Origin of the sequence: Pseudonocardia sp. McavD-2-B, from assembly GCF_024124365.1 — a bacterium.
In the GTDB taxonomy this organism is placed as follows: Bacteria; Actinomycetota; Actinomycetes; order Mycobacteriales; family Pseudonocardiaceae; genus Pseudonocardia; species Pseudonocardia alni.
This window is the reverse complement of the sequence record NZ_JAMXSG010000120.1, coordinates 1-16628: the sequence shown is the minus strand read 5'-3', so window position 1 is coordinate 16628 and position 16628 is coordinate 1. Positions and strand designations below refer to the sequence as shown.

Annotated in this window: 19 protein-coding genes and 1 pseudogene; 13 read left to right on the top strand and 7 right to left on the bottom strand. The window is 74.3% G+C overall.

The window, feature by feature from the left end:
* A partial coding sequence (locus tag NH602_RS16770) for a transglycosylase domain-containing protein (protein ID WP_256494975.1) occupies positions 1-2253 on the top strand: 2253 nt, incomplete at its 5' end.
* Between the two features lie 39 nt (positions 2254-2292).
* The gene (locus NH602_RS16765; protein ID WP_073574628.1) at positions 2293-2505 is read left to right on the top strand and encodes a hypothetical protein; all 213 of its coding nucleotides are present in this window, start codon (positions 2293-2295) and stop codon (positions 2503-2505) included.
* Between the two features lie 10 nt (positions 2506-2515).
* On the opposite strand, the gene NH602_RS16760 is transcribed toward NH602_RS16765, so the two are convergent.
* Positions 2516-3409: a LysR family transcriptional regulator ArgP gene (locus tag NH602_RS16760; RefSeq protein WP_179762600.1), complete on the bottom strand. Its 894-nt coding sequence runs from the start codon at positions 3407-3409 to the stop codon at positions 2516-2518.
* Between the two features lie 75 nt (positions 3410-3484).
* Between NH602_RS16760 and NH602_RS16755 the strand changes: the two genes are divergently transcribed.
* From NH602_RS16755 to NH602_RS16740, 4 genes are read left to right on the top strand one after another with little or no spacing between them, the layout of a single operon-like run.
* Positions 3485-4081: a LysE family transporter gene (locus NH602_RS16755; RefSeq protein WP_253068293.1), complete on the top strand. Its 597-nt coding sequence runs from the start codon at positions 3485-3487 to the stop codon at positions 4079-4081.
* Between the two features lie 23 nt (positions 4082-4104).
* Positions 4105-4935 (top strand): AraC family transcriptional regulator, encoded by an 831-nt coding sequence (locus tag NH602_RS16750; protein WP_179762598.1) that lies wholly within the window; start codon positions 4105-4107, stop codon positions 4933-4935.
* A complete protein-coding gene (locus NH602_RS16745; protein WP_218899403.1) occupies positions 4932-5324 on the top strand; it encodes a VOC family protein in 393 nt (130 codons plus the stop codon). The genes NH602_RS16750 and NH602_RS16745 overlap by 4 nt, the downstream gene beginning before the upstream one ends.
* On the top strand, positions 5321-5707 hold the full coding sequence (locus tag NH602_RS16740) for an MmcQ/YjbR family DNA-binding protein (RefSeq protein WP_253068292.1): 387 nt from the start codon (positions 5321-5323) through the stop codon (positions 5705-5707). The genes NH602_RS16745 and NH602_RS16740 overlap by 4 nt, the downstream gene beginning before the upstream one ends.
* A gap of 393 nt (positions 5708-6100) precedes the next feature.
* Here NH602_RS16740 and NH602_RS16735 read toward each other — a convergent pair whose 3' ends face one another.
* From NH602_RS16735 to NH602_RS16725, 3 genes are read right to left on the bottom strand one after another with little or no spacing between them, the layout of a single operon-like run.
* Positions 6101-7036, bottom strand: coding sequence for a proline/glycine betaine ABC transporter permease (locus NH602_RS16735; RefSeq protein ID WP_179762596.1), 936 nt, complete (start codon positions 7034-7036; stop codon positions 6101-6103).
* Entirely contained in the window at positions 7036-8244 is a 1209-nt protein-coding gene (locus tag NH602_RS16730; protein ID WP_073574621.1) for a glycine betaine/L-proline ABC transporter ATP-binding protein, read from the bottom strand. Before NH602_RS16730 ends, NH602_RS16735 begins: the two co-directional genes overlap by 1 nt.
* Positions 8241-9197 carry a glycine betaine ABC transporter substrate-binding protein gene (locus NH602_RS16725; protein ID WP_073574620.1) on the bottom strand — a complete coding sequence of 319 codons (957 nt, stop codon included), beginning with the start codon at positions 9195-9197 and terminating at the stop codon, positions 8241-8243. The genes NH602_RS16730 and NH602_RS16725 overlap by 4 nt, the downstream gene beginning before the upstream one ends.
* Positions 9198-9399: 202 nt before the next feature.
* Here NH602_RS16725 and NH602_RS16720 point away from each other — a divergent pair, with 202 nt between their 5' ends.
* The gene (locus NH602_RS16720; protein ID WP_253068291.1) at positions 9400-10164 is read left to right on the top strand and encodes an alpha/beta fold hydrolase; all 765 of its coding nucleotides are present in this window, start codon (positions 9400-9402) and stop codon (positions 10162-10164) included.
* Positions 10165-10258: 94 nt separating this feature from the next.
* Here the strand turns inward: NH602_RS16720 and NH602_RS16715 are convergent, their stop codons facing one another.
* Together NH602_RS16715 and NH602_RS16710 are read right to left on the bottom strand one after the other, a co-directional pair.
* Positions 10259-10693, bottom strand: a complete 435-nt coding sequence (locus tag NH602_RS16715) for a TIGR03668 family PPOX class F420-dependent oxidoreductase (protein WP_179762594.1) — start codon at positions 10691-10693, stop codon at positions 10259-10261.
* Positions 10694-10698: 5 nt separating this feature from the next.
* Entirely contained in the window at positions 10699-11583 is an 885-nt protein-coding gene (locus NH602_RS16710; RefSeq protein WP_253068290.1) for an SMP-30/gluconolactonase/LRE family protein, read from the bottom strand.
* Between the two features lie 81 nt (positions 11584-11664).
* Between NH602_RS16710 and NH602_RS16705 the strand changes: the two genes are divergently transcribed.
* From NH602_RS16705 to NH602_RS16695, 3 genes are all read left to right on the top strand, one after another.
* Entirely contained in the window at positions 11665-12651 is a 987-nt protein-coding gene (locus NH602_RS16705) for a pirin family protein (protein WP_100880439.1), read from the top strand.
* Positions 12652-12717: 66 nt separating this feature from the next.
* Complete coding sequence (locus tag NH602_RS16700; protein WP_062395752.1) at positions 12718-13062, top strand: helix-turn-helix transcriptional regulator; 345 nt, start codon at positions 12718-12720, stop codon at positions 13060-13062.
* A complete protein-coding gene (locus NH602_RS16695; protein ID WP_253068289.1) occupies positions 13059-13562 on the top strand; it encodes an SRPBCC family protein in 504 nt (167 codons plus the stop codon). Before NH602_RS16700 ends, NH602_RS16695 begins: the two co-directional genes overlap by 4 nt.
* On the opposite strand, the gene NH602_RS16690 is transcribed toward NH602_RS16695, so the two are convergent.
* Complete coding sequence (locus NH602_RS16690; protein WP_253068288.1) at positions 13526-14356, bottom strand: helix-turn-helix domain-containing protein; 831 nt, start codon at positions 14354-14356, stop codon at positions 13526-13528. The two genes, NH602_RS16695 and NH602_RS16690, sit on opposite strands and share 37 nt — an antisense overlap.
* Positions 14357-14530: 174 nt before the next feature.
* On the opposite strand from NH602_RS16690, the gene NH602_RS16685 reads away from it, so the two are divergent.
* The 3 genes and pseudogenes from NH602_RS16685 to NH602_RS16675 form a co-directional block, all read left to right on the top strand.
* On the top strand, positions 14531-15457 hold the full coding sequence (locus tag NH602_RS16685; protein WP_253068287.1) for a VOC family protein: 927 nt from the start codon (positions 14531-14533) through the stop codon (positions 15455-15457).
* Positions 15457-16077 carry an alpha/beta hydrolase gene (locus NH602_RS16680; protein WP_253068286.1) on the top strand — a complete coding sequence of 207 codons (621 nt, stop codon included), beginning with the start codon at positions 15457-15459 and terminating at the stop codon, positions 16075-16077. The genes NH602_RS16685 and NH602_RS16680 overlap by 1 nt, the downstream gene beginning before the upstream one ends.
* 9 nt (positions 16078-16086) lie before the next feature.
* A pseudogene (locus NH602_RS16675) lies at positions 16087-16628 on the top strand (ATP-dependent helicase); the annotation flags it as partial.

Sequence of the window (16628 nt, the reverse complement as noted above, 5' to 3'; positions counted from 1 at the left end):
CCCGGCGACGGGGCGGACGCCGAGTTCGTCGACGCCGCGGCCCCCGGCCCGCGCCGCCGGCGCCGCGCCGAGCCCGACGGACCGTTCGACCGGGTCATCGCACTCGTCGGGCCCGGCGTGGGCGTCGTGCGCCGCCGCCTCGGCATCCTCGACGCCGACCAGAAGGCAGCCCTCACCCCCGAGGAGCGCCGGACCCGGCGTCGCCGGCAGGTCGTGTACTCGCTGGTCGGGACGGCCGCGTCGATCGTGCTGCTGCCGCTGCTGCTGCTCGGGCTCGGCTGGCTGCTGTTCCCGATCCCCAGCACCGACGACGCGGTGCAGAACCAGATCGCCACCGTCTCCTACGCCGACGGCGGCCAGCTCGCCCGCCTCGTGCCCGAGCAGGGCAACCGGATCAAGGTCGGGATGGACGCCATCCCGGTGCCCGTGCGCGAGGCCGTGCTGGCGGCCGAGGACCGGTCGTTCTACTCGAACCCGGGCTTCGACTTCACCGGCATCCTGCGGGCGATGGTCAACCAGCTGACCGGCGGCGTCGGCGGCGGGTCGACGATCACCCAGCAGTACGTCAAGAACACCCTGGTGGGTAACGACGCGACGTACTGGCGGAAGTACAAGGAACTGATCGTCTCGCTGAAGGTCTCCGGGCAGAAGTCCAAGGACGAGATCCTCAACGACTACCTCAACGCCATCTACTTCGGCCGCGGCGCCTACGGCATCGAGTCCGCCAGCCTCGCCTACTACGGCAAGCCCGCGGCCCAGCTGACCCCCAGCGAGGGCGCACTGCTCGCCGGGATCATCCAGTCGCCGTCCAACTGGGACCCGGCGAACTCCCCGGACCGGGCGAAGCAGCGCTGGAACTTCGTCCTCGACGGCATGGCCGCCCAGGGCTGGATCTCCCAGGCCGACCGGCAGGCCGCCGTGTTCCCGCAGACCATCGCGCCGGAGAACACCTCGCGCTCGTCGTCGCTGACCGACGCCCGCGGCCACATCCTCAACGCGGTCCGCTCCGAGCTGGGCTCGCTGGGCATCTCCGAGCAGGCGTTCGCCCAGGGCGGCCTCCAGGTGACGACGACCATCGACCCGCAGCGCCAGCAGCAGCTCACCGACTCGGTCGAGCAGAAGCTGCGCGGCGAGCCGGAGCTGCTGCGCACCGGCGCGGTCGCGATCGACCCGCGCACCGGCGGCATCCTCGGCTACTACGGCGGGCCGAACGGCACCGGCCTGGACTACGCCCAGGTCATGAAGCAGCCCGGGTCGACGTTCAAACCGTTCGCCGTGCTCGCCGGGCTCCTGAACGACCCGCCGATCGGTCTCGGCACCACCTTCGACGGGTCCGAGCGGCCGGGGCTGCGCAACGCCGAGGGCGCCAACTGCCCGCGCTGCGACCTCAAGCAGGCGATGACGATCTCCAACAACGTCGTCTTCACCAAGCTCGCCGCGCAGGTCGGGCCGCAGAAGGTCGCCGACGCCGCGCGCCTCGCCGGCATCACCGCGCCGCTGGAGAACCCCGACGCGCGGCTCCCGCTGGGCAACAAGGAGGTCACGCCGGTCCAGCTGGCGTCGGCCTACGCCACCATCGCCGCGGGGGGTGTCTGGCACGCCCCGCACATGGTGTCCAAGGTCGTCGACTCCGACGGGCGGGTGCTCTACGAGTACCAGCCGGGCGAGGGCGAGCAGCGCTTCCCCGAGCAGGTGGCGCGCAACGTCGCCGAGGCGATGATGAACGTCGTCGACAACGACGGGCTGCAGCTGCCCGACGGGCAGGAGGCCGCCGGCAAGACCGGCACCGTCCAGTCCCGCTTCGAGGGCCAGAACAACGACGCCTGGTTCGCCGGCTTCACCCCCGGGATCGCGACGGCCGTGTGGGTCGGGACCGACCGCAACGACCCGATCCAGGACTCCGCGGGCCGCCCGATCAACGGCGCCGACCTGCCCGGATCGGTGTGGAAGGCGTTCATGTCCGACACCGTGCGCGCCACCGGCACGGCCGAGTTCCCGGCGTTCAGGCCGATCGGTGAGTCGCCCTCCACCCTGGCGCCCAACGAGCCGACCGCCCCGCCGACGCCGACGAGCACGCCGTCGGCCGAGCCCACGCCGGAGCCGACCGCGGACCCGGTGGCCCCCACCGATCCTCCGGCACCGGTCGAGCCGACCGGTGTCCCGGAGACGACCGGCGACCCGGTGCCCGCCCAGCAGGACGACACGCAGCCGGGCGCGGACGCGGGCCGCGCCGCCGACCCGACCGTCGGCTGATCCGCCCCGTTCGCGCCGCGGCCGGGCTACCGTGGACGGGTGACCGGTGACCATCACTTCGAGGTGGTGGCCTGGCGGGCGGACCGCAGGCTCACCCTCTACGTGCCGGGCATCGAGGCGTCAACCACCGTCGACGACCCCCGGGTGGCCGAGGACGCGGTGCGCGACCTGATCGCGGACCTCACCGGCGTCGACCGCGGGGTCATCACCTGCGACATCCGGCTCGGACGCCCCTGGCGGTCCGGGATCTGAGACCTCCCGGTCAGCGGGCCGGCGGCACCAGGATCGTCGCCGCCGCGGCGCAGACCGACTCGGTGAGTGCGTCGAGCACCGTGGTGCTGAGCTTCCAGTGCTGCCAGTACAGCGGGACGTCGAGATGCCGCTCGGCGTCGAGCAGCACGAGCCGCCCGGCGGCCGCGGCCTCCCGGGCCGGGCCGTCGGTGAACATCCCCCAGCCCAGACCCGCGCGGATCGCCTCGTGGTAACCGTCGGCGGCGGGCACCCGGTGCGCCGGGCCGGTGCACGGCCGGTGGGTGAGTCCGCGGACGAACCGGGTCTGCAGCACGTCCTTCGACCCGAAGTCGACCCGCGGGGCGAGCGGGAACGCCTCGGCCGGGTCCCGCCCGGCGAACCACCGGTCGTACACCGGCCGGGCGGCCACGGGCCGGTAGCGGGTCGCGCCCAGTGGCCGGACCGCGCAGCCCTGCACCGGTGCCGACGACGTCGTCACCGCCCCGACCACCGAGCCCTCGCGGAGCAGGGCCGCGGTGTACTGCTCGTCGTCGACGTGCAGGTCCAGCCGGACCCCGTGCCGGGCGGCCAGGGGGACCACCGCGGACAGGAACCAGTGGGTCACCGAGTCCGCGTTCACCGCGATCGGCAGGTGCGTGCCCGCGGTGTCCGCGCTGCCGAACCCGGCCTCGACCTCCCCCTCCAGCACGGCGATCTGCCGGGCCAGCCGCAGCAGCGCGGCCCCCTCCTCGGTCGCGACGCACGGACGCGTGCGGCGCACCAGGATCCGGCGCGCCTGCCGTTCCAGGGCCTTGATCCGCTGGGACACCGCGGACGGTGTGATCGACAGCCGCGCGGCGGCGGCGTCGAAACCACCCTCCTCGACCACGGCGCTCAGGGTGGCCAGCCGCTCCCGGTCGTACATGAAGCGATTCTACAGTTCATGACGTTCTTTCAGCTGCTGACGTCTTCCCGGCGTGGTCGGCCTAGCGTCGGTGACGTGAGCGTGCTGGCGGGATTCGGGACCGGACTGTCACTGATCGCGGCGATCGGGGCGCAGAACGCGTTCGTGCTGCGGCAGGGGCTGCGGCGCGAGCACGTCCCGGCGGTGGTCGTGTTCTGCGTGCTGGCCGACCTGGTGCTGGTGACCGCGGCGGTCGCGGGCGTCGGGATGCTCGTCGACCGCGTACCGGGGCTGGTCGAGGTGGTGCGCTGGGGCGGCGTCGTGTGGCTGACCGGCTACGGCCTGCTGGCGCTGCGGCGCGCCGTCCGGCCCGGTGCGCTCGACGCCGACCCCCACGGCTCGGCCCGGCCGCTCGTGCCCGTCCTGGGGAGCGCAGCGGCCCTGACCTTCCTCAACCCGCACATGATGCTGGACCTGCTGGTGCTCGGGTCGCTGGCCGCCGCGCACGGCGACGACGGCCGGTGGGCGTTCGGCGCCGGGGTGGTCGTGGCCAGCCTGACCTGGTTCTCCGGGCTCGGCTTCGGCGCGGCGCGGCTCGCCGGGCTGTTCGCCCGGCCGACGGCGTGGCGGGTGCTCGACGGCGTCGTCGCCACGGTGATGCTCGGCCTCGCGGTCGCGCTGGCCGCCGGGTGAGGAGTGGGGGTACAACCTCGTCCATGTCCGCCGAGTACGTGCCGGGGCGTCCGCCCGCCGCACTGCGCGCGCACGTGCTGCGCTACCTCGGCTACCGCGAGCACGCCGCCGCTCCCCTGCGTCGCCGCCAGCCGCCGTCCGCCGGGACCGCGCTGATCCTGGGGCTGCACCCGCTGACGCTGTCCGGGCCGGCCGTCGGGACCGCGGCGGCGGCCGCGTTCGTCGGCGGCCTGAGCGACACCTGGGTGCTGACCGAGTTCACCGGCCCGCAGGCCGGGGTGCAGGTGGACCTGACCCCGGCGGCGACCTACACCCTCCTCGGCGGGCGGGCGCTGCCCGGCGGCACGGTGCCCCGCCTCGACGAGCTCGACGACCCCGTGCTCGCCGCGCTGCCCGCCCGCCTGGCCGCCGAGCCCACCTGGGACGGCCGATTCGACCTGGTCAGCGGACTGCTCGCGGACCGGCTCCTGGACGACCGGGCACGCCTCCCCGCACCCGAGGTGCGCTACGCCTGGGGCCGGCTCAGCGCGACCGCGGGCCGGGTCGGCGTCGCGGAGCTGGCCGCCGAGACCGGCTGGAGCCGCCGCCACCTGCAGTCCCGGTTCCGGACCCAGGTCGGTCTCGCCCCCGGCACCGTCCGCCGGGTGCTGCGCTTCGCGCGCGCCGCGGAGCTGGTCGGGGGCGGGCGGGACCCGCTCGCGCTCGTCGCCGCCGAGTGCGGCTACGCCGACCAGCCCCACCTCTCCCGCGAGTTCCGGGCGCTCGCGGGGATCTCACCCGCCGCATTCCGCGCCGAACAGTTCCCATTCCTTCACGACGCACCGCCGCGTCCCGGTCAGGATGGTTCGTCATGAGCATCCACCCGACCCTCCGCTACGACGACCCCCGCGCCGCCATCGCATTCCTCACCACGGCGCTCGGCTTCCGGGAGGTCGCCGTCCACACCGGCGACGACGGCGGGGTCGCCCACGCCGAGCTCGCCTGGGACGACGGCGCCGACACCGGCGTCGTGCTGATCGGACCGCGCCGCGCCGGGGGCGACCGCTTCGACACCGGTCGGACCGTGGTCTACCTGACCTGCGACGACCCGGACGCGGTGCACGCCCGCGCGGCCGCCGCGGCGGCGGAGATCACCATGGCGCCGGTCGACCAGGACTACGGTTCGCGCGAGTGCGCCGTCGCCGACCCGGAGGGCAACACGTGGAGCGTGGGGACCTACCGGCCGTCCGCGGGGCGCCCGTGACCGCACGCCACCCGGACCCCGCCGACCCGCTGCCGTGGCTGCGGGAGATCTGCCTGTCCCTGCCCGAGGTGACCGAGAACCAGAGCCACGGGTCGCCGTCGTGGTTCGTGCGGAGGATGTTCGTCTCCTACGCCGGGCACCACCACGGCCACCCGCACCTGGCGTTCTGGTGCGCCGCGGCGCCGGGCGTGCAGGCCGAGCTGGTCGCCGAGGACCCGGCCCGCTTCTTCCGGCCCGCCTACGTCGGGCACCGCGGCTGGCTCGGGGTGGTGCTCGACGGCACCGGCGACGCCGCCGCCGACCGCGACGAGATCACCGAGATCGTGACCGACGCGTGGCGGTGCGTGGCCCCGGCCCGGCCGGCCGGCCGGCTCGACAGCTGACCCAGGGCGCGGCGCCCGAGCCGCGGACGGACCGGAGCAGCGAGGTCAACAGCCGGGCGTGGTCGGCGTCGGCCTGGCTCGGGTCACGGCGCTCGTCCGCGACGGCGCCGGCGACGCGATGGCCGAACAGAGCCGGCAGATCTTCGTCACGTGCACGGCCGGCCGCCTCGGGCCACCCGACCATGATCACCGGTTGTGCAGGATGAGGCCCGCGTCGTGAACGGATCGCTCCACAACCGGTGATCTTCCGGCGCCGGTCGAGCCGAGGCGACGTCCGGTCGGGCGTCCGGGTACACCGCGGAGCCGGCCGGACCGCGGGGATGCGGTGCGGACGCCGGACGCTCGCACGGCACCTCACGGGGCCGACCGGCGCCGATGCCGGGCGGACGTCGCTCAGGCGTTCGCGCCGGTGACCGCCGAACCGGCCGGAGCCGGGGACGTGCGCTCCGCGGCCGGCGCCGCGGCCTTCTGCGGGCGACGGGCGCGCAGCCTCGCGAGCAGGCTCCCCTCGGGGCGCTCGGCCAGTGCCGAGGTGAACCGGTCGAGGAAGATCGCCACGATGACGACGGCGAGCCCGCCCTCGACGCCGGTCGCGATGTCGAGCTGGGTGACCGCGCTGACCACCGTCGTGCCCAGCCCGTCGGCACCGGCGAGGCCCGCGACGACCACCATGGACAGCGCCAGCATGATCACCTGGTTGACGCCGGCCATGATCGACGGCAGCGCCATCGGCAGCTGCACCTCGCGCAGGATCTGGCGGGGGTGGGCCCCGAAGGCGTGCGCGGCCTCGACGACCTCGCCGTCGACGCCCCGGATGCCCAGCTCGGTGAGCCGGACCGCGGGCGCGATCGAGAACACGATCGTCGCGACGACGCCCGGCACCACGCCGATGCCGAACAGCAGCACCACCGGGATCAGGTAGACGAACGCCGGGACCGTCTGTGCCAGGTCGAGGACCGGGCGCAGCGTCCGGCTCGCCGCGCGGCTGCGGGCGGCCCAGATGCCCAGCGGCACCCCGATCGCCACCGCGATCAGCGCCGCGACGAGCACCAGGCCGAAGGTCTCCATCGTCTCGGTCCACAGGTCGAACGAGGACACGAGGAGGAAGCCGACCAGGGTGAACACCGCGAACCCGGCCCCGCGCACGAGCAGCGCGAGCGCCACGAGCAGTAGCAGCCAGACCCACCACACCGGGGCGGTGAAGATCGAGGTCACCGCCTCGACGACCGCGGTGATCGCGACCCCGACGGCGTCGAACACGACCCCGGCGTTCTGCAGCAGCCAGAGGATGAACGCCTCGACGTAGCTCCCGAACTCGAACCTGGGCATCAGGCGTTCCTCCCGTCGGCGGTGGCCTCGTCGTGGGTCGACAGGGCGGCGAGCACGGCACCGCGCGGGACGACGCCGGTGAGGCGGCCGTCGTCGACCACCGCGAGCGGGACCGGGTTACGCCCGACCTGATGCAGCAGGTCGATCAGGGGCCGGCCCGGTTCGGTGGTGCGGTACTCCTCGACCAGGGCGGACCGGTCGATGCCGGTGGCGCCCCGCCCCGCGGCGTGGCCGAGCCAGTCGTCGCGGACGACACCGAGGATGCGGTGGCCGTCGTCGACGACGTAGGCGCCGGTCGCCTCGGCCCTGCCCAGCCGCACGAGCACGTCGGCGGGGCGCTCGTCGAGGGTGACGGTGATGCGGGCCTCGCGGATCACGTCGGCGGCGGTGAGCACCCGGCTGCGGTCGACGTCGGAGACGAACTCGGCGACGTAGTCGTCGGCCGGGGACTCCAGGATCTGCGGTCCGGTGCCGACCTGGACGAGCCGGCCGTCCTTGAGCAGCAGGATGCGGTCACCGAGCAGCATGGCCTCGTTGAGGTCGTGGGTGATGAACACGATGGTCTTCTTGAGGTCCCGCTGCAGACGGACGAGCAGCTGCTGCATGTCGCGGCGGATCAGCGGGTCGAGCGCGGAGTAGGGCTCGTCCATCAGCAGCACATCGGTGTCGCTGGCCAGCGCCCGCGCCAGCCCGACGCGCTGCTGCATGCCGCCCGAGAGCTGGCCGGGCAGCGCGTCGGCACGGTCGCCGAGGCCGACCTGCTCGAGCGCCCACTCGGCCTTCTCGCGACGGGTGCCGGCGTCGACGCCGCGGATCTGCAGCCCGTACTCGGCGTTCTGCCGCACGGTGCGGTGCGGCAGCAGCGCGAAGTGCTGGAACACCATCGCGATCCGCTCGTTGCGCAGCGTGCGCAGGTCGGCGGCGCCGAGCGAGCCGAGCTCGCGGCCGTCGACGGCGATGCTGCCCGAGGTCGGCTCGATGAGCCGGTTCAGCAGCCGGACCAGCGTCGACTTGCCGGAGCCGGACAGGCCCATGATCACGAACAGCTCGCCGTCGCCGATGTCGAAGGACACGTCGTGCACGGCCAGGGTGGCCCCGGTGCGGCGCTGGATCTCCGGCCGGCCGAGCCCCTCGCCGGCCAGCCGCACGGCCTCGTCGGCGGCCTTGCCGTCGCCGAAGACCTTCGTCAGGTTCCGTACCTCGATCATGCTCCGGCTCCCACCCACTGACGGACGCGGTCCGGGTGCGCGGCCACGTACTCGCGGGCCACCACCTCCACGTCCTGGTTGTCCACGTCGACCCGCTGGAGCATCTGCTCGACATCGGGCAGCGGCAGCTCGAAGCGGCGCAGCATCGCCGCGAAGCCGGGGCTGGTGCGGGCCAGCTCGGGGCTCGCCGCCGTCCAGGCCGAGTACGCCGGCATGGCGCAGGCGCCGTCGCCGGTGGTGTAACAGTCGTCGCGGGCCGGGGTCGGCTCGGTCAGCTTGGTCAGCGCGAGCTCCTCGAAGATGTAGTGCGGCCGGTACAGGTAGACCAGGATCGGCTGGCGGCGCTCGTAGGCGCGGCGCAGCTCGGCGATCTGCGCGGCCTCGCTGGAGGTCACCTGCTCCAGGTCCAGCCGGTACCCGGCGAGGCGCTTCGCGTTGTACTCGGTGGTGAGGAAGCTGGGGTCGGAGTCGACGAGCCGGTTGCCGAGGGCGTCGGCGTAGTCGTTCAGCTGGGTGACGCTGGTCAGCCCGGCGAGCGGCTGTCCCGGCTCGACCGCGTAGCTGGGGACATACCAGCCCTGCTCGGCGCCTTCGTAGGTCGGGTGGACCAGCTCGATCCGTTCCGCCGCCTTCGCGGCCAGCTCGGACTGGTTGGGCATCGCGACCTCGGTGAGGGCGTCGACGTCGCCGCGCTGGGCGCCGGCCCAGGCGGTCGCGGGTCCGACCTGGATGGTCTTGAGCCGGCCGACGCCGAGCTCCGGGTGGGCCGCGACGACCTCACCGAGGATCGCGTTGGTCAGCTTCGCCGCGCTCCACGGGAACTGGGCGAGCCGGACGGTCGGGCCGTCGGCACCGGCGGCCGCGCAGCCGGATGCGGCCAGCAGCACCGCGAGCAGGGCGGTGACCAGGCGGACCGTCCTGGTCCGGGGTACGGCAACGGGCGGATCGGCCACGGGGGCACGTCCTCTCGGGGGTCGTCGGCTCTCCGCGTCCCGGTCGGCTTCAGGACACGCGGGCAGGCGTCAACGACAGGCGGACGACCACATCCAGCGCAGGTCGACGTCCAGACGCGACGTCAGCCGGAGGTCGGGAATCACGCGAACGAGCCTTCACGACCGTTCCGGACGGCGCAACAGCGAGCACTACGATCGTGATGTGCCTGCGACGTCTCTGCTCGAACTGGACGGCCTGCGCCACGAGTACTCCGACACCGGTGACCCCGGCGACGACCGTGCGCCGCTGCTGTTCCTGCACGAGGGGCTCGGGTCGGTCGGTCTGTGGCGTGGGTTCCCCGAGCGGGTCGCGGCCGCGTCCGGGCGCCGGGCCGTCGCGTACTCCCGGCTCGGGCACGGCCGCTCCGACCGGCCCCGCAGCCCGCGGACGACGGCCTTCATGGCGACCGAGGCGACGACGACCGTCCCGGCCCTGTGCGCCGCGCTCGGCCTGGACGCACCCGTCCTCGTCGGGCACTCCGACGGCGCCACGATCGCGCTGCTCGCGGCCGCGGCGATGCCGGTGAGCGGGGCCGTCGTGCTCGCCCCGCACGTGCTGACCGAGCCGTTCGCCCTCACCGCGATCCGGGCGGCGCGCACCGCGTTCGACGACGGCGACCTCCGCACCCGGATGGCCCGCCACCACGACGACCCGGACGCCGCGTTCCGCGGGTGGAACGACATGTGGCTGGCCGAGGAGTTCACCGACTGGGACGTCCGCGACACCCTGCCCGGGATCACCGCGCCGGTTCTCGCCGTCCAGGGCGACGACGACCCGTACGGCAGCGCCGTGCACGTACACGCGGTCGCCGAACGGGCGTCGGGACCGGTGACCCTCACCGAGCTGTCCTGCGGGCACGAGCCCCACCTGGAGCTGCCCGAGCAGATGCTCTCGGCGGTGGCGGCGTTCCTGCGCACCCTCCCCTGACCGGCCCGACCCATGATCTCGCGTCCGCGCGCGGGACCGCGTTGCGCGCGCGACGTACTGCGCGCGGGGAGCGGTTCCGCGCGCGAGCCCGTGCTCACGGGCGGGGGGTGGCGGTCCAGGCGGTCCAGCGGACGGGGGTCAGGGCCAGCACCGGGCCCTCGGGTGGCCGGGCGGCGTAGGGGGCGTACCGGGCGGCCAGGGCCGCGACGGCGCGGGAGTGCAGGTCGCCGTCGTCGTGGATCGTCGCGGTGGCGTCCAGGCGCACCCACCACAGCTGTGACCAGTCGTCGTCGTAGTGGTCGGCGAGCAACGCGACGCGTGGGTCGGCCTCGACGTCGCGCAGCCGCGCGAGCCGGCGGTGCCGCTTGGGCTTGACGTCGTCGACGGCGGACACCACCAGCCCGTCGACGAGCGCGAAGGTGACCGGGACCAGGCGCGGGGTGCCGTCGGTGGCGCGGATCGTCGCGAGCCGCGCCACCCGCGCGCCGGTCAGCAGCGCGCGGGCAGCGGTCTCGTCGAGGGAGGGCACCGGTCTCAGGCCGCCGGGACGTCCACCCGGACGGCGAGCAGCCGCGCCAGGCGGGTGTCACGGCGCTCGTGCTCGGCGAACCCGGGGGCGGTGCAGAGGAACAGGGTGTGGCCGTCGTCGCCGCCGAGTGCGCAGGCGTAGGTGCCGACCTGGCCGGTGGAGACCTCGCCGTCGACCATCCCGCCGGGGCGGACCCGGATCGCCCGGTTGCCGATGGCGTCGGCGACCCAGATCGCACCCTCCGCGTCGGGGGCGGAGATGCCGTCCGGGGCGACGGTGAGCTCGGCGATGGCGTCGAACGGGTCCTCGGCGGCCGACGGCGGACCGAACAGCGCCCAGTCCCGGCGCGGGCCGAGCGTGCCGTCGTCGCCGACCGCGAAGGCGGACATCCGGTTGCCGAAGGTCTCGGCGACGACGAGGTCCCCACCGGACAGCGCGGGTCCGTTCGCGAAGTGCAGCGGCTCGCTCGCGACCGACACGCTCCCGTCCGGCGCGACGCGCAGCAGCGGCGCGGCGGCGCGCGGGGCGCCGTTCATCAGGTCGAAGCCGAAGCTGCCCACCCAGAGGCCGCCGCCGCCGTCGACGACCATGTCGTTCAGGACGTGCTCGGCGTGGCCGGACAGGTCGGCGTGGGTGGCGAGGGTGCCGTCGGTCTCGCGGCGCAGGATCCGCCGGTCGCGCATGGACACGATCAGCAGCCTGCCGTCGGGCAGCCAGCCCAGGCCGGAGGGCTGCTGGGGCACCTCGGCCTCGGTGCGCAGGTCCGACCCGTCGGCGCGGGCCGAGAGCACCCGGTGGGTGTAGAAGTCGCTGACCCAGATCCTCCCGTCGTGCCAGCGTGGGCCCTCGAGGAAGGACATGTCCGACAGCACCGTCGACAGCTCCGTCATGGCGATCAGTCTGGCCCCCCGGGAATCCGGGCGCCAGCGCGGTCGTTGATCGTGCAACAACCACCGACCGTGGAGGTCCCGATGCCCGCCGTCTCCGTCGCCGACGTCAGCGCCCTGCCCCGTGTGCCCGTCCCCGGCCCGACCGACCTGGACCGGGGCGTCCGCAGCGTCACCACCGCTCCGCGCGGGTACGAGGGCGAGGGCTTCCCGGTCCGCCGCGCCTTCCAGGGGGTGGACCTGCGCGACCTCGACCCGTTCCTGCACATGGACCAGATGGGCGAGGTCGAGTACGCCCCGGGCGAGCCGAAGGGCACCTCGTGGCACCCGCACCGCGGCTTCGAGACCGTCACCTACATCATCGACGGGACCTTCGAGCACGGTGACAGCCACGGCGGCGGCGGGACCATCACCGACGGCGACACCCAGTGGATGACCGCGGGCTCGGGCCTGCTGCACATCGAACGCCCCCCGGAGTCGCTGGTGCGCAGCGGCGGGCTGTTCCACGGACTGCAGCTGTGGGTGAACCTGCCGCGCGCGGACAAGTGGCTGCCGCCGAAGTACCAGGACCTGCGGGGCGGCGAGTCCGCGCTGGTCACCACGCCCGACGGCGGCGCGCTGCTGCGGGTCATCGCCGGCGACGTGGCGGGCGCGTCCGGACCGGGCTCGACCCACACCCCGATGGCGATGGTGCACGCCACCGTCTCCCCCGGCGCACAGCTGCGGCTGCCCTGGCCGCGGCCGTACAACGCGCTGGTCTACGTACTGAGCGGGTCCGGCACCGTCGGTGCGGACCGGCGCCCGGTCCGCACCGGCCAGCTCGCCGTGTTCGGGCCCGGGGACCTGATCACCGTCGAGGGCGGCACGGGGCAGGAGTCCCGTCACCCGTCGCTGGACGTCGTGGTGCTCGGCGGGCAGCCGATCCGCGAGCCCGTCGCGTGGGCGGGCCCGTTCGTGATGAACACCCGCGAGGAGGTGCAGCGGGCGTTCGAGGACTACCAGCGCGGCCGTCTCGGCGTGGTGCCGTCGGACTACGTGCCGCACGGCTCCCTCCCCGGCTCGTTCAACTGATGGGTTGAACACGAGCCCTCCCCGCGCTACGGTTTATTCAACCGAGAGGTTGAACGAGGAGGAGACGTGGAGGACCGGCTGAACCGGGTCTTCGCCGCACTGGCGGACCCGATCCGGCGCGACATGGTGGCCCGGCTGGCGACGGCCGACGCGACCGTGAACGAGCTGGCCGAGCCCTACGACGTCTCCGTGCAGGCCGTCTCCAAGCACATCCGGGTACTGGAGGACGCGGGGCTGGTCCGGCGCAGCCGGCAGGCCCAGCGTCGTCCGGTGCACCTCGAGGCGGAGGTCTTCGACCTGATGACGGCCTGGATCGAGCGGTACCGGCGGCAGGTGGAGGAGCGCTACGCGCGCCTCGACGACCTGCTCGCCGACGAGTCCGCACCCACCGAGCACGAGGAGACGGCATGAGCACCACCGGCACCACCGGCACCCGCGGCACCCGCGGCACCGCCATCGAGACCGTGGACGACCTGCCCGCGATCCGCATCACCCGGGAGTTCGACGCACCCCCGGAGCGGGTCTTCGACGCCCATGTCGACGAGAACAAGGTCGTGCGCTGGCTGGGGCCGCGCGGACTGACGATGACGGTGCACCGCTGGGACGCCGAGACCGGCGGCGGCTACCGCTACACCCACGCCGACGACGGCGGCGAGTACCGCTTCTTCGGCTCGTTCCACGAGGTCCGCGCCCCGGAGCGGATCGTGCAGACCTTCGCCTTCGAGGGCTTCCGCGACAGCGTCTGCCTGGAGACGATGACCCTGACCCCGCTGCCCGGCGGGCGGACCCGGTTGGTCGCGCAGTCGCTGTACGACTCGTTCGCCGCCCGCGACGCGATGCTCGCCTCGGGGATGGACGTCGGGGTGAACGAGGGCTACGAGCGGCTCGACGAGCTGCTGGCTTCCCGGTAGGCCGCCGGGGTCAGGCCCGTCGCGCGTTTGAACACCTGTCCGAAGTGCGAGGGCCCGCGGAACCCCCACCGCGACCCGATGGCCGCGGCGGGCACGTCGGCCAGGCTTGCGTCGGCCAGGTCGCGCCGGCACATCTCGATCCGCCGCGCGCGGATCCAGGCCGCGGCGCTCGTCCCGGTCCCGGCGAACAGGTTGTGCAGGTGGCGCGCGGACACGAAGTGCGCGGCGGCGATCCCGGCGGGAGCGAGGTCCGGGTCGCCGAGGTGCGCCTCGACGTAGGCCTTGATCCGGTCCAGCAGGTCGCAGTGCGAGGCGGGCTCGGCACCGGCCGTGCTCCGCAGCAGCACCCCGACCAGGTCCACGGCGTGGCGCACCGCGACGGCGGCGTGCGGGCCCATCGCGAGCCGGTGCGCGTCGAGATGGCGCAGGGTGTCGCACACGTAGCCGGCCAGGCCGGGGCCCGCGTCGAACGCGGTGCCCGCCACCCCGGTGAGCGGCTCGCCGCGGGGCTCGACGCGGTCGCGGGGGAACGACACGCACAGCGCGCGGAACGCGGCGTCCGCGGTGGGGGTGCCCGGGCGGGCCGGGTCCAGCAGCGCCCATCGCCCGGGAACCAGCGGCTGACCGTCGCCGAGCAGCGCGCTGCCCGCGAGCGCCACGACCAGGACCAGGCGGTCGCCACCGGGGGCGGGCAGGTCGCCGGTGACGGTGGTGAAGGAGACGCCGACGGGTCCGGAGCCGTCGGGTCCGGAACCGGGTCCGGAGTCGGTGGGACGGTCGGCGACGGTCGTCATCGGCGGCTCCTGGTCGTGCTGGTGGCCGCACCCAGCCTAGTCACGCAGCAGCCGCCCACCGGGCCGGTGCGGGCGTGCACGCGGACGACAGCGGTCTGCGCCCGTCGGCGATGTGCCGCGGCCGCCGCGTTCCTAGCGTCTGCGCACGTGGCTCATGTCGAAGGCTCCCATCATGTGACCCTGTCCGTCGCCGGCGCCCAGGAGGACGTCGACTTCCACACGAAGATCCTCGGCATGCGCTTCATCAAGCGCACCGTCCTGTTCGACGGCTCCCTGCCGATCTACCACCTCTACTACTCCAACGCCGACGGCGACCCGTCCAGCGTGGTCACCACGTTCCCGTGGGCGCAGGCGGGCCAGTTCGGCACCCGCGGCACCAACCAGGCCCGCGAGGTCCTGCTGTCGGTGCCGGAGGGCTCGCTGGACTTCTGGGCGCAGCGGCTGCGCGCCCACGACGTCGAGGTCAGCGACGTCGAGCGGTTCGACCAGCGGCGGCTCGCGTTCGCCCACCCGTCGGGCATCGAGTACCAGTTCGTCGCGAACGCCGGTGACCCGCGCCGCGGCTACGAGGGCAACGGCGTGTCGGCCGAGCACGCGATCCACGGCATCCACGGCGTCGGCGTGCACATGACCACCCCGGACCGGATGGTCGAGTTCGCCGACACCTCGTTCTTCGCCCAGGGCGACCCCGCCGAGGACGGCGACGTGTTCGGCCTGCGGATCGGCGACGCGAAGGTCGGCAACCACCTGGAGATCACCGTCAACCGGCACGACGACCAGGGCACCTGGCGCTACGGCGCGGGCACCTACCACCACTTCGCGTGGAACGTGTCGGACCTGGCGAACCAGGACGCGGTGAAGTTCGACATCGAGGGCGCCGGCTACACCGACATCTCCGAGCTCAAGGACCGCAAGTACTTCAAGAGCGTCTACGTCCGGACGCCGAGCGGGGCACTGTTCGAGCTGGCCGTCACCCACGACGAGGGCGGCTGGACCTGCGACGAGTCCCCGCAGGAGCTCGGCACCCGGTTCCAGCTGCCCGAGCAGTTCGAGCACCGGCGCGAGGAGATCTTCGCCAAGCTGGAACCGATCGAGGGCTGATGGCCACCTGGGGGGATCCGGACGCGCCGCTGGTCGTGCTCGCCCTGCACGGGCGGGGCCGCGACCCCGACGACATGCGGGCCACCGCGGCCCGGTTCGGGGACGTGCCCGCCCGGTTCGTCGCCCCGCCGGCGCCGGACGGCAGCTGGTACCCGAAGCCGTTCCTGGAGCCGTTCGACGAGAACCGCGACGCGCTGCTGCGCGCCCTGGGCATCGTCGACGACGAGCTGGCCCGGCTCGCCGACGCCGGTGTCGACCGGGACCGGGTGGTGCTGTGGGGGTTCTCCCAGGGCGCCTGCCTGGCCGCGCACCACCTGCTGGTGCGCGACCCGCGCCCGTGCGCGGGGCTGGTGCTGTTCACCGGCGGGTTCGTCGGTCCGGACCCGGTCCCGGCGCCGCCGGCCGGGGCGCTGGCCCCGACCCCGGCGGTGCTGCGGTCGATCTCGCGCGACCCGTGGGTGCCCGCGCACCGGGTCTCCGACACCGCATCGCTGCTGGTCGCCGGCGGCGCGCGGGTCGACCTGCGGATCGACGACGGCGACGAGCACGTGATCACCGACGAGGCGTGCGCGGCCGCGGCCGGGCTCCTGCACGCGGTCGCTGTCGGGGGTCGCCTCTAGCGTGGGGGTGTGTTCGTCGTCCACGCCCTGCACTCCCCCACCCGGGGCGTCCTGCTGTGGGCGGAGGACGGCGAGCGCACCCCCCGCACCGACCGCCGGTCGCTGCGCACGGCGCGGCCGCACCCGTTCGCGGTGCCGTCGGACGAGCTGGCCGCGATCCATCCGGGCAAGCCGGCGTCGGTGACGGTGCTGCTGCCCTCGCACCCGTCGGGCCCGCAGGACTCCCCCGGCCTGGTCCGGTCCCGGCCACGCACCCGGAGCCGGGGCACGCCGACGCTGGCGCCGTGGACGGTGCCCGCGGTCGTCGTCGACCCCTCCGAGCTGACCGACCCCTCCGACGAGGTCCGCTACGGCGCCGGGTTCGCCCACCTCGCCGACCTCGCCCGGCTCGCCGAGGAACTCGCGGCCCGCGGCCGGGTGCTGCCGGTCCTGCTCACCGAGTCCGGCCGCCCCGCGGCGCGCTGGCGCCCGGTCGTCCAGGGTCTCGACGCGGTCGCCCGCGCCGACCTCGTCCGGCGGCTGCCCCCGGTCGCGCGGGCCGAGCAGCGCCG

Excerpts from the sequence above, each read along its gene's own strand:
- NH602_RS16760 (WP_179762600.1), bottom strand. The coding sequence starts at position 3,409 with ATGTACGACCGGGAGCGGCTGGCCACCCTGAGCGCCGTGGTCGAGGAG.
- NH602_RS16750 (WP_179762598.1), top strand. The coding sequence starts at position 4,105 with ATGTCCGCCGAGTACGTGCCGGGGCGTCCGCCCGCCGCACTGCGCGCG.
- NH602_RS16745 (WP_218899403.1), top strand. The coding sequence starts at position 4,932 with ATGAGCATCCACCCGACCCTCCGCTACGACGACCCCCGCGCCGCCATC.
- NH602_RS16735 (WP_179762596.1), bottom strand. The coding sequence starts at position 7,036 with ATGCCCAGGTTCGAGTTCGGGAGCTACGTCGAGGCGTTCATCCTCTGG.
- NH602_RS16730 (WP_073574621.1), bottom strand. The coding sequence starts at position 8,244 with ATGATCGAGGTACGGAACCTGACGAAGGTCTTCGGCGACGGCAAGGCC.
- NH602_RS16710 (WP_253068290.1), bottom strand. The coding sequence starts at position 11,583 with ATGACGGAGCTGTCGACGGTGCTGTCGGACATGTCCTTCCTCGAGGGC.
- NH602_RS16705 (WP_100880439.1), top strand. The coding sequence starts at position 11,665 with ATGCCCGCCGTCTCCGTCGCCGACGTCAGCGCCCTGCCCCGTGTGCCC.
- NH602_RS16695 (WP_253068289.1), top strand. The coding sequence starts at position 13,059 with ATGAGCACCACCGGCACCACCGGCACCCGCGGCACCCGCGGCACCGCC.
- NH602_RS16690 (WP_253068288.1), bottom strand. The coding sequence starts at position 14,356 with ATGACGACCGTCGCCGACCGTCCCACCGACTCCGGACCCGGTTCCGGA.
- NH602_RS16680 (WP_253068286.1), top strand. The coding sequence starts at position 15,457 with ATGGCCACCTGGGGGGATCCGGACGCGCCGCTGGTCGTGCTCGCCCTG.